Origin of the sequence: Clostridium sp., assembly GCF_017888565.1 — a bacterium.
GTDB lineage: Bacteria > Bacillota > Clostridia > Clostridiales > Clostridiaceae > Clostridium.
On the sequence record NZ_JAGHFX010000001.1, the window covers coordinates 1 to 17,110 of the forward strand.

The 17,110-nt window shown below is 28.4% G+C and carries 17 protein-coding genes; 2 read left to right on the top strand and 15 right to left on the bottom strand.

From position 1 onward, the window contains the following. Positions 1-148: 148 nt before the first annotated feature. The 4 genes from J7M87_RS00005 to J7M87_RS00020 all read right to left on the bottom strand — a co-directional run bounded on the left by J7M87_RS00005 (position 149) and on the right by J7M87_RS00020 (position 2,843). Complete coding sequence (locus tag J7M87_RS00005; RefSeq protein ID WP_291647446.1) at positions 149-877, bottom strand: flagellar motor protein MotB; 729 nt, start codon at positions 875-877, stop codon at positions 149-151. A gap of 68 nt (positions 878-945) precedes the next feature. Beyond that, positions 946-1,053 carry a MotA/TolQ/ExbB proton channel family protein gene (locus J7M87_RS00010; RefSeq protein WP_365843966.1) on the bottom strand — a complete coding sequence of 36 codons (108 nt, stop codon included), beginning with the start codon at positions 1,051-1,053 and terminating at the stop codon, positions 946-948. A gap of 21 nt (positions 1,054-1,074) precedes the next feature. After that, positions 1,075-1,458 (bottom strand): motility-associated protein, encoded by a 384-nt coding sequence (locus J7M87_RS00015; protein WP_291647448.1) that lies wholly within the window; start codon positions 1,456-1,458, stop codon positions 1,075-1,077. Positions 1,459-1,622: 164 nt separating this feature from the next. Then, positions 1,623-2,843, bottom strand: a complete 1,221-nt coding sequence (locus tag J7M87_RS00020; RefSeq protein WP_291647450.1) for a DUF6398 domain-containing protein — start codon at positions 2,841-2,843, stop codon at positions 1,623-1,625. A 343-nt stretch (positions 2,844-3,186) separates the two neighbouring features. On the opposite strand from J7M87_RS00020, the gene J7M87_RS00025 reads away from it, so the two are divergent. Then, entirely contained in the window at positions 3,187-3,822 is a 636-nt protein-coding gene (locus tag J7M87_RS00025) for a GerMN domain-containing protein (protein ID WP_291647453.1), read from the top strand. Between the two features lie 103 nt (positions 3,823-3,925). Here the strand turns inward: J7M87_RS00025 and J7M87_RS00030 are convergent, their stop codons facing one another. The 3 genes from J7M87_RS00030 to purB form a co-directional block, all read right to left on the bottom strand. Continuing rightward, a complete protein-coding gene (locus tag J7M87_RS00030) occupies positions 3,926-5,209 on the bottom strand; it encodes a hypothetical protein (RefSeq protein WP_291647455.1) in 1,284 nt (427 codons plus the stop codon). Between the two features lie 249 nt (positions 5,210-5,458). After that, positions 5,459-5,626, bottom strand: coding sequence for a hypothetical protein (locus J7M87_RS00035; protein WP_291647457.1), 168 nt, complete (start codon positions 5,624-5,626; stop codon positions 5,459-5,461). A gap of 128 nt (positions 5,627-5,754) precedes the next feature. Further along, entirely contained in the window at positions 5,755-7,185 is a 1,431-nt protein-coding gene (purB, locus tag J7M87_RS00040; protein ID WP_291647459.1) for an adenylosuccinate lyase, read from the bottom strand. A gap of 159 nt (positions 7,186-7,344) precedes the next feature. On the opposite strand from purB, the gene J7M87_RS00045 reads away from it, so the two are divergent. After that, on the top strand, positions 7,345-7,563 hold the full coding sequence (locus tag J7M87_RS00045) for a DUF378 domain-containing protein (protein ID WP_291647461.1): 219 nt from the start codon (positions 7,345-7,347) through the stop codon (positions 7,561-7,563). 235 nt (positions 7,564-7,798) lie between these two features. Here J7M87_RS00045 and J7M87_RS00050 read toward each other — a convergent pair whose 3' ends face one another. The 8 genes from J7M87_RS00050 to J7M87_RS00085 all read right to left on the bottom strand — a co-directional run bounded on the left by J7M87_RS00050 (position 7,799) and on the right by J7M87_RS00085 (position 17,083). Next, on the bottom strand, positions 7,799-8,059 hold the full coding sequence (locus tag J7M87_RS00050; RefSeq protein ID WP_271831565.1) for an HPr family phosphocarrier protein: 261 nt from the start codon (positions 8,057-8,059) through the stop codon (positions 7,799-7,801). Between the two features lie 191 nt (positions 8,060-8,250). Beyond that, positions 8,251-8,511 (bottom strand): stage V sporulation protein S, encoded by a 261-nt coding sequence (locus J7M87_RS00055; RefSeq protein ID WP_016206312.1) that lies wholly within the window; start codon positions 8,509-8,511, stop codon positions 8,251-8,253. A 182-nt stretch (positions 8,512-8,693) separates the two neighbouring features. Next, the gene (gene rny, locus J7M87_RS00060) at positions 8,694-10,238 is read right to left on the bottom strand and encodes a ribonuclease Y (RefSeq protein ID WP_291647472.1); all 1,545 of its coding nucleotides are present in this window, start codon (positions 10,236-10,238) and stop codon (positions 8,694-8,696) included. Between the two features lie 315 nt (positions 10,239-10,553). Further along, a complete protein-coding gene (recA, locus tag J7M87_RS00065; RefSeq protein ID WP_291647474.1) occupies positions 10,554-11,594 on the bottom strand; it encodes a recombinase RecA in 1,041 nt (346 codons plus the stop codon). A gap of 174 nt (positions 11,595-11,768) precedes the next feature. Further along, positions 11,769-12,359 carry a CDP-diacylglycerol--glycerol-3-phosphate 3-phosphatidyltransferase gene (pgsA, locus tag J7M87_RS00070; protein WP_291647476.1) on the bottom strand — a complete coding sequence of 197 codons (591 nt, stop codon included), beginning with the start codon at positions 12,357-12,359 and terminating at the stop codon, positions 11,769-11,771. Then, complete coding sequence (gene rimO / locus J7M87_RS00075) at positions 12,343-13,680, bottom strand: 30S ribosomal protein S12 methylthiotransferase RimO (protein WP_291647478.1); 1,338 nt, start codon at positions 13,678-13,680, stop codon at positions 12,343-12,345. Before rimO ends, pgsA begins: the two co-directional genes overlap by 17 nt. An 86-nt stretch (positions 13,681-13,766) precedes the next feature. Next, on the bottom strand, positions 13,767-16,169 hold the full coding sequence (locus tag J7M87_RS00080; RefSeq protein WP_291647480.1) for a DNA translocase FtsK: 2,403 nt from the start codon (positions 16,167-16,169) through the stop codon (positions 13,767-13,769). A 191-nt stretch (positions 16,170-16,360) separates the two neighbouring features. After that, the gene (locus tag J7M87_RS00085) at positions 16,361-17,083 is read right to left on the bottom strand and encodes an ATP-dependent Clp protease proteolytic subunit (RefSeq protein ID WP_291647482.1); all 723 of its coding nucleotides are present in this window, start codon (positions 17,081-17,083) and stop codon (positions 16,361-16,363) included. Positions 17,084-17,110: the final 27 nt, after the last annotated feature.

The window sequence follows — 17,110 nt, forward strand, 5'->3', positions numbered from 1 at the left end:
ATTGACTGTCTACATAATGGGGGTAAGACCATTTCGTTAGCCCTTTATAAAAATAAGATATTAACTTTTTTAAGGCAATAAAGCTTACTTGAAATTGAATAAATTTTATATTAAATAGATTTCTGAGACTACACATTTAACTATCATTCTAATTCATTTCTATATTATCAAATTTATTGTTTAAAATTAATATATCAACTCTTCTATTTTTAGCTCTTCCTTCTTCTGTAGCATTATCTGCAACTGGTCTATATTCACCATAACCTACAGCTGATAATCTACTTGGAGATATTGATCCATAACTTATTAAAAATTCAACTACATTAGAAGCTCTAACAGATGAAAGTTGCCAATTTGAATGGTAATCAGAAGTAGTTATAGGTAAATTATCAGTATGTCCTTCTATTCTTACATAATTATCAAATTTATTTAAAATATTTGATACTGAAATAAGTTTAGGTTTTAATTCCTCTTTTATATCCGCCTTTTCACTATCAAAAAATAAACTATCAGTAAATCTTATAATAAGTCCTCTTTCTTCTATACTTGTAGTTACACTTCCTTCTAACTCTAAATCTTTTACTATATCATTTACTTGAGTTTCTATACCTTGTAATTTTTCCTCTTCTGTTTGAACTAATGGTTTTAACTCTCTCGGCTCATCAGTTGAACTACCTGAATTTTCAGCACTTCCTAGAACTGAAGATCCATCAGTAAATACATCTCCCATAGAAGTAGCTAACTGCTTATATTTTGACTCATTCACACTAGAAGCAGAATACAATACAACAAAAAATATCATAAGTAAAGTTATAAGATCTGAATATGTAAGCAACCATCTTTCATGATTTTCTGGTTTTTCCACTCTTTTTTTCATCTATTTACCCTCGCTTGATTCAAGCTTTTTTATGTCCTCTTCAGTTAAAAACCCTTCTAATTTACTTATTATAAAGCTTGGACTAGCCCCATAACTGTTCCTATAATCCCCATTGTTGGCGCGTACCCACCTGCAGCTTCAAAAATAGAAATTCCTTGATGATGCCTTTCTGAAATTTGTTCTAATCTTGTTTCTAATTATCCTTTCATAATCTCTGGATCAACTCCATCTACAATCATTTGCAGACCTTTTTTGATAAAAGTATCTGTTTCTGGATTGTTTAAATTTGCTTCTAAGCTCAACAATCCATTTTTTCTAGTTTTCACTGTAATTTCCTTAAAGAATTCTACATTTTCTATAAGGTTACTATTTCTCTTCTTAAATACTATGCTAAAAACCTTTGGAAAGCTTTTTAAAGTCTTTCCTGGAAAAGCAACACCAACTGCACCTATTGTTCCCCCAACAACTATTAATAGTGCTGTAAATTGATATAGAGCTCCTAACGCTCCTCCCTCTAAAAGAAATCCTATTATAATACAAGCAAAAGAAAATATAATACTGATTATTATTGTTATGTCCATATTTCGCCATCCATATAATTTATTTCTAAATTATATATTTTTTATATGTACATATCAATCTCACTATTTTGTTAATTATTATCTATATTAGTCGATTTTTTCTTTTTTAAAAAAACTATTGTGTAATAACTAACTTTATCGCTACAATACACAATAGTTTATTTTTATAATCTATTTTTTAACTCTTTTACCCAGCTTCTTGCTCCATTTACTGAATCCCAAGCAGCATCTGCATTTTTCATATAATATACTGCATCTTCTTCTGTACCTAAACTTTTAAGCTCAGGCGGATTTGTAGGGATTCTTTTTTGCTTAGTTATATAATCTATAACAAATGGATTAGAAGCATTTGCAATTCTTAATGCTCTTTCTGCTTCCTCTAATTTTCCTACTTTATATAAATAAAGAGCTTTTGAAAATTTTGTAGATGGTAAATAATCATTTTTATATTTATTTAATAAAGTTAAAACTTCACCATCTAAATTCTCTGTAATTAGCCATGAAAGTAATACTCCTCTTATTAATAACCTATCTTCTGGATCTAGATTTATTAAATCAGTAAATTCTTTTACAGCTTCTAATTTTTCATTTATACTCCATAATAAATTTCCAAGTCTATATTTAGCACTATAGTAGGGTCTTGTAATCTCTAAGTCTAAGAACTTTCCTATATATTTATCTATATTTTTTTCACCTATAACGTTTTTAGCAACTTCTACTGCTTTTAATACTAAGGTTTTTTGTTCATTTATGCTTAATGAATTGTCATAAGATAATATTATATAAGCTTCCGCACAATTTCCACTTATTTTTAATGCTTCTTTAGCTAATTTAGCCTTTTTCTTATAATTTTTTTGGTTCCATGCCTCATTAGCTATCTCATTAGCCTTTTTTAAATCTTCATCTTCTATAATCCCAAATTCTACTTTTGAAACGCAAACCTCATCTAATATTTCTTTCTTTTCTTCTTCTTCGCAATCTATCTTATTATCTACAGTTTTTAAATTATCAATAGCGTTACTTTCATTGCAAGTTATTAACCATTTATCATCTTCTAAATCTATTAACGTCCTCACTTCTTTTGATTTTGAAAGACCTGTGCTACTACTTACATCAAATAATTTATATAAATCTCCAGCCTTAATAGTTATACCTATCTTATTTGTAAATAACCCATTTTTTAATCCCAAAGCATGTACAATTCCACATGCCCATGAATTTGGTTTTCCTTTATTTAAATTAACTTCTTTTAATTCAGATATTTCTTTACATAAGCTCTCTGCAAGAAACAAATATTCTTCATTTAAGTTCTTTTTACAAACCTCTTTAATAAAACCCATTACCTCTAAATATCTTTCATTACTTACTTCAGATGTTTTTTGCATTACTTATTTTCTCCTTTTTCTATTATGTTATTTAGAATATTATAAAACTTACTGTACTTAAATAATATATTCCAATTGACGATTTAAGCCGATGTTTTATATTATATGATATTTAATTACTTTTTTCAAATATTAGCATATTTTCCAAAGTTAAATAAGTAAATTTATGTAAATTTGTAATAACCTTTCAATTATGATATAATATTATTTAGTAAATTGTTATATAATATATATGCTTTCAATTTTGCTATTTCACTTAAATAAGTGTATTAACTACTTAATATCCTAATAATTTTAATTATGTAAATTGCAATTGAAACATGTATTTTAAGGAGGTTAATAAATGAAAAAAAGGATTTTAGCAATATTAATATCATTATCTATACCTTTTTCAATAATTTCTTGTGGAGCTGAAGCAAATAATAACAAAAATAATACAGAATCTAATATTACTAATAATGAAAGCACTCTAACTGATGAAGAAGATAGTAATAAAGATAGTACCACAAACGATAAAACCGATAGTAATAGCTCTAATTCTAATGAAACAATAACTGATGATGCAAAGATTTATTATTACGATGTCGTTAGTGACAAAATAGTTTACATAAATAAAACTATTGAAATTAAAGATAAGGCTGTAGCAACTGCTTTAGTTAATGAATTAAAGAAAGCTCCAAGCGAAGAAATTGCCTCTGCTTTAAAAAGTGATATTTCTTTAAACTCAGCTAAAGTTGATAATGAAAATGATACTATAAAACTAGATTTTTCATCTAATTTTGTCGAAGCTCAAAACTTAGGCTCCGGTCCTGAGTCTAGTACTTTAACTGCTATTTGTAATACGTTTGGTGATTATTTTGATGTAACTAATGTTATTATAACTTTAGATGGAAAACCTTATAATTCTGGACACATTTCAATGAAAGATGGAGACACATTTAAAGTTAACTTAAATAATACATTTGAATTAACTAAATAAAGCTATAATCAATAATAATTTAAAATAAACTTCTTGTTATATTTTTGATTATAATTATGCCCTATAGAGTAATTAAACTAATTCTCTATAGGGATTTTCTATTCTACTTATATTCAATTCCTCTTGTATAAAACAAATCATCAGAAATTGCTGCTATGCCTCTAATTTTGCTACCTTTCTTTAATCTTTCTTCTTTAACTGGGTCTAAAGGATATGCATTTCCATTAAATTTTAATATCCTAAAATCTTCTTTATCACTATTTAACATCTTTACTACTAAGTCCCTATACCCGTTTGTTTTGCTTTCAGATATTATAATTGGATTTGTGATATTACTTATTTTTGATAAAATTTTATATTCATTATTTTTTTCCTCTAATATGGCTAAAGTGGCACCTCTTTCAGTACAAAATCTAGGTCCTTCTAAATAAACTAATACTTGATAACTATCATCATCTTTTAATTTAACTTTATTATATAAGTAATTAACTTTATCTTCATCAGGATTTAATAAAAATTCTTTTTCAATTATCCTTTCTATAGCTTCATCCTTAGCTAATTCAGATTCTATGAATTCAACCTTTGAAAAATCTAAGTAATCTTTACTTAACTTATTTTCTCCCCTAACTAACATATTTGGTGTCTTTTCACCTAATAGGCCTACAAAAGAATCTACTTTACTAAAATCAATACCTTCAAAGCTTAAAATATTACTCATTACGCCTAAAATATCTTTCTCATTTTTCCCTGTTATCTTTTGTATAACTAAAAGATCTAATATATCACTTCTTCTTAAATCTATTGGACTTAATCCAGATACATATAGAACCTTCCCTAGTATTCTTTTCTTTAAAATTCCATTATTATTATATAGGCTATTTAAATACTCCTTATCTTTTCCACTTATATCTATGGAATAGGTCATTCCCCTATTTATATCTACAACATCCACCATATATTTATCTTGATATATAACTTGATATGAATCAAGTTGATTATAATGATTTGTATCGAAAATCTTTATAGCTTTATCTCCATCTAAATAATACATATTAGCCGTTATATATCCATTACTCCCCACATCCTCTATTGTAAATAATATTTCATTATCTCTTGTAACTTTAAAATTCTGTAATACTATTCTAGGATTATATCCTTCTATACCACTTAAATCTATAGATATAGTTTTTCCATTTTCACCATCAGAAATTATAATTTGCATATTATAATAAATTTTATTTTTTCCAGTTCCTCTCTTATTACCAACTAAGTAAATAATATCTGGATCACTACTCCCTTTTACATCACTGATTCTAGTCATAATAACTTCTCTTTGTTTTTCTACATTTACTTCATTTCTCATTAAGTTTTTTACATACCTAGCCATAAAAACCTCTTATATAATATTATTACATTATATAATATTATATTATCGTAATTTGTGTTATTTAAATTATAATATTACCTATAATGTAGAATCTAAGATGTTTATTTTTGAAAATCAAATTTTAGTTGTTAAATGATATCAAATTAGCAAAAAAATAAGATAGGATAATCCTATCTTTATAATATAAATTTAAAACATATTTTTATAATTAAATACCTTGCAACTAATTATTAGATAATTTCTTTATAATTAAAATTTTCCTTCTCCATCGCAAACAGGGCATATAAAATTTCCATCGCCATTACAAGTTATACATCGAGAATTAGGTAATTCTTCTGTTCCACAATCACATTTTATTCTTCCTGTTCCACTACAACTTATACATTCACTCATATATTCTTCTTTATTAATATTCATTTATATTCCTCCTTTGCTAGTTCTATCTATTAATTATTGTCTTTTAAAATATTTTTATTCAAAATTTTCTAAATATTCAAAACAAATATAAAAGTCATAATACATTATGACTTTTAAAAATAATTATTCTAAACAGTAATTTCACTCTTTATTTCTAATGCATCTTTATTTAATTCTATGATTGGATTTATATAATTTTCTATAAATTCTACAACTTGACTTGGAGCTCTTCCTACAAACTTAGCTGGATTAATTATATTTCTTATTTCTTCTTCACTTAACATAAAACTATCATCTTTTATAATTCTCTCAATTAAATCATTATCTAATCCTTCACCCTTTACTCTTTGTGCCGCTGCCATTGAATGAACTCTAATTTTTTCATGAAGTTCTTGTCTATCTCCACCTCTTTTAACTGATTCCATCATAATATTTTCTGTGGCCATAAAAGGTAACTCATTATTTACATGTGCAGTTATTACTTTTTCATATACAACCATATTTTCTGCAATATTTATATATAAATTTAAAACTCCATCTAAAGCTAAGAAAGCTTCTGGCACTGCAATTCTTTTATTTGCTGAATCATCTAAAGTTCTTTCAAACCATTGAGTCGCAGCTGTTATTGCTGGATTTAAGGAATTCACTATAACATATCTGGCTAATGAACCCATTCTCTCACTTCTCATAGGATTTCTCTTATACGCCATAGCAGATGATCCTATTTGATTCTTCTCAAATGGCTCTTCAATTTCTTTCATACTTTGTAATAGTCTTAAGTCATTACTAAATTTATACGCACTTTGAGCAACTTCTGACAATTTATTTAAAACTATAGAGTCTAATTTTCTAGGATATGTTTGGCCTGTAACACCATAACTTTTTTCAAATCCCATTTTTTTTGCTACTATATTATCTAATTCCTTAACTTTTTCTTCATCATTATTAAATAAAGTCATAAAGCTTGCTTGAGTACCAGTAGTTCCTTTGACTCCTCTTAGTTTTAACGTTGATAATAAAAAGTCTATATTTTCTATATCTAATACTAAATCTTGCATCCAAAGAGTTGCTCTTTTACCTACAGTAGTTAATTGTGCAGGCTGAAAATGTGTGAATCCAAGAGTCGGCATATCCTTATATTTTATTGCAAAATTTGATAAATGATTTAATACTGTTACTATCTTCTTTTTAATTAATAATAAAGCATCCCTCATAATAATTATATCTGTATTATCACCTACATAACAACTTGTCGCTCCTAAGTGAATAATTCCTTTTGCACTAGGACATTGTAATCCATATGCATATACATGGCTCATAACATCATGTCTAACTTCTTTTTCTCTTTTTATTGCTTCATCATAATTTATATTATATATATTCGATTTTAGTTCATTTATTTGCTCTTCAGTTATATTTAAACCTAGTTCTTTTTCTCCTTCTGCTAGTGCAATCCATAACTTTCTCCATGTTGAAAATTTCATATCATCTGAAAATATGAAACTCATTTCCTTTGACGCATATCTTGAGTTTAATGGTGAATTATACAAATCTCTCATCCTTAGATAACCTCCGAATAAATTTTTATTTTTCCATTTAATAATTCGTATTATAACATAACATAATTATTTTTTCAGTATTTTTAAAATAATTTTCAGTTATATTTTTATTATTTTTTAATATATATATACTGTATTAATTCATAAGGAGGAAAAAATATGTGTAAAATAAATCTAATTGACAAAATATCTTTTATATTAGTATTAGTTGGTGCAATAAATTGGGGATTTATAGGTTTATTAAGTATAAACTTAGTTACTTTCTTAGTTGGTGGATCGGTTTTATTACAAAGAATAGTATATATTGCAGTATTTGCCGGAGCTATCGACTTGGTTTCTTTAATATTTAAGTGCAGATCTTTAAAATTATTCAGTTAACTACATACTATTATAACTATTAATTATATAAAAAAGTGGATATATATAAGATTACTATACTACAACTTATCTTAAGATTAACTTAAACTTATATATGTCCATTTGAAAACTAAAGAAAGAAAATAATCGAATTAATATTTTTTGAATATAAATGTATCAAATACTTTATATAAACACCTTTCAAAGCTTTAAACTTTCCTATACATAAAAAAAGTGCCTATTGGCACTTTTTTTATTAGTCTTCTAAACTAGCTATTAAGTTAGAAATTTCTTCTACTGCTAAAGCTTCGTCATCTCCACTTGCTAAAACAGTAATAGTAGCTCCTTTAGTTACTCCTAAAGAAAGAACTCCTATTAAACTCTTAACGTTTGCTTTCTTTCCGTTAAATTCTATGCTTACATCTGATTTGAAAGATGAAGCTTTCTTTACTAATAAAGTTGCTGGTCTAGCATGTAAACCAGTTCCGTTGTTTACTACAACCTCTTTAGATATCATTAAAAACACCTCTTTACATTAAATTTAAAATAGTTATCTATTTAACTATTTCATTATATATGTAAATAAAAAAAATTTCAAGGCTTATAGCATCTATTTTCCTTAATATGAAAAAGAACTACTTTTAATGTAGTCCTTTTCTTTATCTCCCCTAAAATAAATTCTCTCCCCAACTTAAATTCCAGAACTTACTATCTTGGTTGAACGATTAGTTTTATTGCTGTTCTTTCTTCACCATCTATTTCAATATCAGTGAATGCTGGAACACAAACAATATCTTTTCCGCTAGGGGCAACGAAGCCTCTTGCTATAGCAATTGCTTTTACGGCTTGATTTATAGCACCTGCTCCTACTGCTTGGATTTCTACTATATTTTTTTCTTTAATTATGGCAGCTAATGCACCTGCCACTGAATTTGGATTTGATTTTGTTGAAACTTTTAATACTTCCACTTTGTCTTTACCTCCTAGATAAAAATCGTTTACAATATATTGTAGAGTTTTTTTACTCTTGCAATATATATATTCTATAAGTTCTAAAAAAATCCTCCTTTATTTTGAAAATTTTTTTATCTTTTTTTCAAATTTCTACATAAAAAATAAAGTACATTTTGCAATGCAAAATGTACTTTATATTATTTAGCATAATCGACTGCTCTTGTTTCTCTTATAACATTGATTTTAATTTGACCTGGATACTCTAATTGTTCCTCTATACTTTTAGCTAAGCTTCTAGCTAATTCTACAGATCCAGCGTCATCTAAATGATCTGGTTTAACCATAATTCTAATCTCTCTACCAGCTTGAATTGCATATGATTTTTCTACACCTTCGTAAGAATTTGCAATTTCTTCTAGTTTCTCTAAACGCTTAATATAAGCTTCTAGAGTCTCTCTTCTAGCACCTGGTCTTGCTGCTGATATTGCATCAGCTGCTTGAACTAAAACAGCTTCTAGTGTTAACATTTCAACATCTCCATGATGTGCAGCTATAGCATTTGCTACAACTTGTGATTCTCCATATTTTTTAGCTAGATCTCCACCTATTACAGCATGACGACCTTCTTCTTCTTGTGTTGCCACTTTACCTATGTCATGTAATAAGCCTGCTCTCTTAGCTAAACTTACATCTAAACCTAACTCTGCAGCCATGACACCAGCCAAATATGAAACTTCAATAGAATGCTTTAACACATTTTGTCCATAACTAGTTCTATACTTTAGTCTACCAAGTAATTTAATTATTTCAGGATGAACACCGTGAACACCAGTTTCTAATGTTGCTTGTTCTCCTTCTTCTTTAATATCATTTTCTACATCTTTGGTAGCTCTTTCTACCATTTCCTCGATTCTAGCTGGATGAATTCTACCATCCACAATTAACTTTTCTAAAGCCATTTTAGCAATTTCTCTTCTAACTGGATCGAAACTTGATAAAATAACTGCTTCTGGAGTATCATCTATTATTAAATCTACCCCTGTTAATGTTTCAAGAGTTCTGATATTTCTACCTTCTCTACCTATAATTCTACCCTTCATTTCATCATTAGGAAGGGCAACAACATGTACTGTTGATTCTGATACATGATCTGCTGCGCATCTTTGAATAGCAGTTGTTATAATTTCTCTAGCTTTTTTATCTGCTTCTTCCTTAGCTCTAGCTTCTATATCTTTGATCATTATAGCAGTTTCATGAGTGATTTCTCTTCTAACTTCTTCTAAAAGGATTTCCCTAGCTTCATCACTAGATAAGCTTGCTATTCTTTCAAGCTCCGCTCTTCTTTTAGAGTGCAGTTCCTGTACATTTGCTTCCATTTCATCGATTTCTTGTAATCTTTTATTTTGTGCTTCTTCTTTCTTTTCTAAAAGATCACTTTTTTTGTCTAGGGATTCTTCTCTTTGAATTATTCTTCTTTCAAGTCTTTGAATTTCATTTCTTCTTTCTCTTGAATCCCTTTCTAGATCATTTCTAAGTCTATGAACCTCTTCCTTCGCCTCTAAAATTGACTCCTTCTTAGTAGCTTCAGCTTCTCTTTTAGCATTTTCTAAAAGAGTTTCCGCTTCTTTTTCTAATCCATCTATCTTACTTTTAGAAGCACTTTGTATAGCTTTATAAAGTAATAAGCCAAATATGACTAATACTATAATATCAACTATTATCCAAATAAGAATATTATCCATAACAACACCTCCTCCATTCATATAAACTTATGTTTAATAGAAAATGTAGTAGGCATCATACTTAATCAACTGATATTTGAAATATGATAAAACCAGTATTTGTTATTATTTTATCTTAAAATTAAAATTATGTCAAGTTTAGTTGTATAATTCACAAAGTAAATTTAATTGTTTACATTCCCATTATTACGTAAATTTGAGCATATTTATCTTACTATTAAACAAGAAAGTCGATAATAATAATATGAAAATATTATTATTATCGACTTTTATTATTAACATATTTAGTTAATTATATTCAAGTTCCTACAAGTTTTATTTTTCTTCTACATTCTTGTCAATAGCCACTTCTTTCATAAGAGGTAATTCATATTTCTCTCTTATTCTATTTTCTATTTCCAATGCAATTTCAGGATTATCCTTTAAGTATTGTTTCGCATTTTCTCTACCTTGACCTAATCTTACATCACCGTAAGAGAACCATGCTCCACTCTTTTGAACCATACTTTCTTTTACACCTACATCAACTATATTACCTGTTCTTGATATACCTTCATTATACATTATATCAAATTCAGCTTGTTTAAATGGAGGAGCGACCTTATTCTTAATTACCTTAACTCTTGTTCTGTTTCCTACAACGCTTTCACCTTGTTTTATTGAATCTATTCTTCTAACATCCAGTCTAACTGAAGAATAGAACTTTAACGCTCTTCCTCCTGTTGTAGTTTCAGGATTTCCAAACATAACACCAACTTTTTCTCTTAATTGGTTTATAAATATAGCTATACAACCTGTTTTTTGTATAGTTCCTGTTAGCTTTCTTAAAGCTTGTGACATAAGTCTTGCTTGAAGACCAACGTGAGAATCTCCCATTTCGCCTTCTATTTCAGCTCTTGGAACTAAAGCTGCAACTGAGTCAACTACTATTACATCTATAGCACCTGAACGAACTAATGCTTCAGCAATTTCCAGTCCTTGTTCTCCTGTATCTGGTTGTGAAACTATAAGATTTTCTGTGTCAACGCCTAATCTTCTAGCATAACTTGGATCTAAAGCATGTTCTGCATCTATAAATGCAACTGCTCCTCCAAGCTTTTGTGCTTCAGCAGCAACATGTAATGCAACTGTCGTTTTACCTGAACTCTCTGGTCCGTATATTTCTATTATTCTTCCTTTAGGTAATCCCCCTACACCTAAAGCTATATCTAAGTCAAGACATCCAGTTGAAATAGTTTCAATATTTAATGCACTATTTTCTCCAAGCTTCATTATAGATCCTTTACCAAATTGTTTTTCAATTTGACCCATTGCATTTTCTATAGCTTTTAACTTATCCATATCTATATTTCCCATATGGCACCTTCCTCTCTAAAACGAACATTTGTTCTATAAGTAAATTATATATTATATGTTGACTATAGTCAACATATAATATATTATTTCGTATTAATATCTTTAATATTAAAAGTTCCAACTATCTAAGATGGAACTTTTATTTTAATTATATCCTATTTATTTTATAATAAACTACTTATTAGTATTTATTATTTTTTTATTTTTACTAAAATAGTCAATTCCAGATACTATTGTCATTATAACAGCCAGAAATAGTATAAACCTTGGACCATATGTAATAATCATTCTAAACATACTACTTTCTGTAACTAGTGCTGTTAAATACTTTGAAGCTCCTACATTAACTTGAATTAGTAAAAATATTATAGCTGCTATTTGAGTAACAGTTTTAGCTTTTCCCCAAGTACTTGCTGCAATTATCTTTCCTTCAGAAGCTGCAATAGTTCTAAGGCCAGAAACTGCAAATTCTCTTGCTATTATAACAACAGTTGCCCAAGCTGGTATAACTTGAAGTTCAACTAATGATATTAAAGCTGCTGTCACTAAAAGCTTATCTGCAAGAGGATCCATAAATTTACCAAAATTGGTTATTTGATTTCTACTTCTTGCAATATATCCATCTAATTGATCAGTTAAAGATGCAATTATAAATATAAAAGTAGCTATGAAAGTTCCATATGGAATGTTTTTTACAGCAATAAATATTAAAAATAAAGGTACTAAAAATATTCTAAGCATTGTTAGCTTATTTGCTAAATTCATCGCATATCTCTCCTACTAAATCATACTCTAAAGCTTCCTTAATTTTGACTTTTACAATATCACCTTTTTCAAGATTTTTAGTTGTATCAACTAATATATTCCCATCAATTTCAGGTGCCATTTCTGAACTTCTTCCAATGAAATATTTACCTTTTCTTCCTTCTATAATAGTATCATAAACTTTTGATATTTTCAATTTGTTTAATTCTTCTACTACATTTTTTTGAACCATCATTAGTTTTTCTTGTCTTTTTTCTTTTATTTCTTCTTCAACTTGGTTTTCCATATTAGCTGCTGGAGTACCTTCTTCCTTTGAATACTTGAAAACTCCAACGTTATCAAGTTTGTACTCTTCTAAAAACTCGCATAATTCATTAAAATCTTCTTCTGTTTCTCCTGGAAAACCAACTATAAGAGATGTCCTAAGTACTATTCCCGGAATTCTTTCTCTTAATTCATCAATTATACTAGTTATTGTCTCTTTATTTGTTCTTCTTGCCATACTCTTTAAAATATTATTGCTTATATGTTGTATAGGTAAATCTAAGTATTTTACAACCTTTGGATTCATCGCCATTTCTTCAATTAAATCTTCTGTTATTTCTTCTGGATAGCAATAAAGTAATCTTATCCATTCAACTCCAGTAACATTAGAAATTTCTCTAACTAATTCATGAAGCTTATTTTCTTTATATATGTCCATTCCATAGTAAGTCAAATCTTGTGCTATTAATATAATTTCCTTTACCCCATTTTTTACAAGAAGCTCTACTTCTTGTAATATTGCTTCTTTAGATCTACTTCTAAATTTCCCTCTTATCTTAGGTATTATACAGTAAGTACAGTAATTATCGCATCCTTCTGCTATTCTAACATAAGCAGTGTGTTTATCAGTCGTTAACAGTCTTATTCCTTCATTTATATTTTCATCACTATAATTTGTTGCAAGTAGCTTTCTTTCTCCTTTTATAAAATCTAAGATAAGCTTATGTAACTTCATATAGTCGTTAACCCCCATAAGGATATCAATTTCTGGCATAAGTTCTAATAATTCTTCACCATATCTTTGAGCTAAACATCCTGTAGCTATAAGCATCTTACATTTATATTTATCCTTATACTCAGCCATTTCTAGTATTGTATCTATAGATTCTTGCTTTGCACTTTCTATAAATCCACATGTATTAACAATTATTATTTCCGCTTCCTTAGGATCATTTGTTATTTCATAAAATTTATTTATAGTTCCAAGTATAAGTTCAGAGTCAACTCTATTCTTATCACATCCTAAACTTACCATCCCAACTTTATATTTTTCCAAAGCTACTTCCTCCTACGTTTTATAAATTATTGCTCATTTGGCCTAAATATTATTTTAATGTAGAAAAATAATATTTACAAGTTTTTTTAATCTTCCATATTTAATTCTTCTTTCGAAACTAATACTTGCCTTGGTCTACTTCCATCTTTCTCTGATATAATACCACGTTCTTCAAGTTCATCCATTATTCTTGAAGCTCTATTAAATCCTATTCTAAGTTTTCTCTGTAAGAATGACGTAGATGCTTGATTGTATTCTATAACAACCTTTATTGCTTCATCTAAAAGTTCATCACTACTCTCGTTATCACCTAAATTACCAGCATCTTTTGTTCCATTTTCTATATGTTCAATTATAGATTCTTCATAATCTACATTTGATTCTTCATCTTTTACAAAGCTTACAACCTTTTCTACCTCTTCTTCTGATATAAATGCTCCTTGAACTCTAATAGGCTTATTTTCACCTATTGGACAATATAACATATCTCCTCTTCCGAGTAATTTTTCAGCACCTGTTGAATCCAATATAGTTCTAGAATCTATTCCTGAAGAAACAGCAAATGAAATTCTAGATGGTATATTAGCTTTAATCACGCCTGTAATTACATCTACAGAAGGTCTTTGAGTTGCAATTATCAAATGCATTCCTGCTGCTCTAGCCATTTGCGCTAATCTACATATATAATCTTCTACATCATTAGGGCACGCCATCATTAAATCAGCAAGCTCATCTACTATCATAACTATATATGGTAACTTTTCTTCAATTATTCCCTTTTCATAAAGAGCATTATAACTTTCGATATTCCTTACAGATGAATCTGCAAATAGCTTATATCTCTTATTCATTTCATTAACTGCCCAGTTTAATGCTGCTGCTGCTTTTTTAGGGTCTGTAACTACAGGAATTAAAAGGTGTGGTATTCCATTATATACACTAAGTTCTACAACTTTAGGATCAACCATCAACAATTTTACTTCATTTGGACTATATTTATATAACAAACTAACTATAAGGGTATTAATACATACCGATTTACCAGATCCAGTTGCCCCTGCAATTAACATATGAGGCATTGTAGATAAATCTCCCACTACACATTTTCCTGCTATATCTTTTCCTAATGCAAAAGCCAATTTCTTATTTGATGTCTTAAATTCATTAGAGTCTAAAACCTCTCTTAGAAACACTGCTGTTTGTTTATTATTTGGAACTTCTATACCTATAGCCGCCTTTCCTGGTATAGGAGCCTCCATTCTTACACCACTAGCTGCAAGTCCTAAAGCTATATCATCTTGTAGGTTTACTATTTTCGAAACTTTTACCCCAGGACTTGGTTGAATTTCAAATCTAGTTACAGAAGGACCTTTCGTTACTTGAACTACCTTTGCATCTACTCCAAAATCATTAAGGATACCTTCTAGCTTACCTGCATTTTCTATTAACTCTTTCTTATCCTCACTTTTAAGCTTCATTTTACTATTTATATTTAAAAGCTCTACTGATGGATGCTGATAAATTTTTTCTTCCTTCTTTTCATCCGTTAAGCTTTCTTCTATTTCCTTACTTACTACATCCTTAACTGTATTATCTAATTTTTCTTTTTTCTTAACCTTTTCTTTAATTTCTTTATTTACTGCTTCTTCTTGCTTTTCTTCATCAAAAACCTCTATATTAAAAGGATTACTTTTTTTATTTTCTTTAAACTCTTCAACTGAACTTTCTAGTGCTCCTTCATCTAATGAAGAATTCTTCATAAAATCAAGAATTTTTATTTTATTATTTATTCCATTTATAAACTCTTCTCTTTCTCTTTCCTTTACCTTAGGAACTGCATCTATTAATGGAGTTTTTTCTTTTTCTATTTCTTTTTCTACATTAACTATAGTCTTTTTTTCTTTCCTTTTTGGTTTTATCTTTTGACTTTCTTCTTTAAAGAACATGATTATATCATATAAAGTTATATCAAATATTAATATTGTTCCTATTGCCCACAATGTAACATATAATATATATGACCCTATATAACCAATAAGCTTACCTAATGGATAAGAAATTAAATGTCCTATAAGTCCTCCATGTACTCCGGAAACCTTAACTACTTCTTGCCAAGTTTCATAAAATCCTTCTTTTGATTGCAATACATGAATACTACCAGTTGCACAGCCTAACGTTATTGATATTATAATAAGAGTAATACCAAAAAACCTTCTTGTTACTTTAATACTTCCCTTTGAAACTATACTATGATACCCAAAATAAATTAAATATAATGGAAGTACGAAAGCACTTACTCCTATTAACTTGTATATTACTTGCCTTGATAAAATAGATAATGCTCCTGCCCAAGCTGTGTAAATTGCTATAGCTAATAAAATACCTACTGCTATATAAACTATTCCTTTAATATCTCCATTTTCTTTTACATCATTTTTTTTATTAGTGTCCTTTTTTTTATTAGTATTTTTTGCTTTGACTCTAGACACACAATCACCTCGCAATTTCCCCATTTATTGTAAGTCAATTATTTACATAATAATATTATAAACTTTAATAAAAAAAAAGCAATTTAAATAACTATCTATTATTTAAACCGCTTAAATTAATATAATATATTCCAAAGTAAACTTATTTTTTTCATAAATTTATATAATTATTCCTTAACTTCTTTTTTACTTTAATTTTCTCCAATTAACTCTTTCAATTTATTCAGTGCATCTTTAATTCCACCCTCTTCATCTATTAATCCACATTCTACTGCTTGTTTTCCAATTAAAATAGTGCCCATATCATTTAATAGCTCATCTGATTTTAGCATCATTTCTCTTAATTCATCTTTTTTTATTTTAGATGTTCTTACAATGAAATTATCTATACGTTCTTGCATCTTTTGAAAATAATTAAATGTTTGAGCTACCCCTATAACAAATCCATTCATTCTTATAGGATGAACTATCATTGTAGCTGATGGAGTTATAAAAGAATAGCTTGATGAAGTTGCAAGAGGTACTCCAATTGAATGTCCACCACCTATAACTATTGAAACTGTAGGTTTTGATAAAGAATTTATCATTTCAGCAATAGCTAATCCAGCTTCTACATCTCCTCCAACTGTATTTAGTATTATTAATACTCCCTTTACATTATCATTACGCTCCATAGATATAAGTTGAGGAATAACGTGTTCATACTTTGTTGACTTTGATTGAGCTGGTAAAACTTGATGACCTTCTATTTGGCCTATTATAGGTAGTATTTGAATGCTTTCATCTTGCGATACCCCATTATCAGTCCCAAACTCTTTTATTTCTTCTCTCTTTTCCTTGGCTTCTTTTAGCTTCTCTTCTTCATTTTCTATATCCTTATTTTCATCTTTTGATGAGTCAAAAAAATTATTCATAATAAAATCCTCCTATACAATATTATT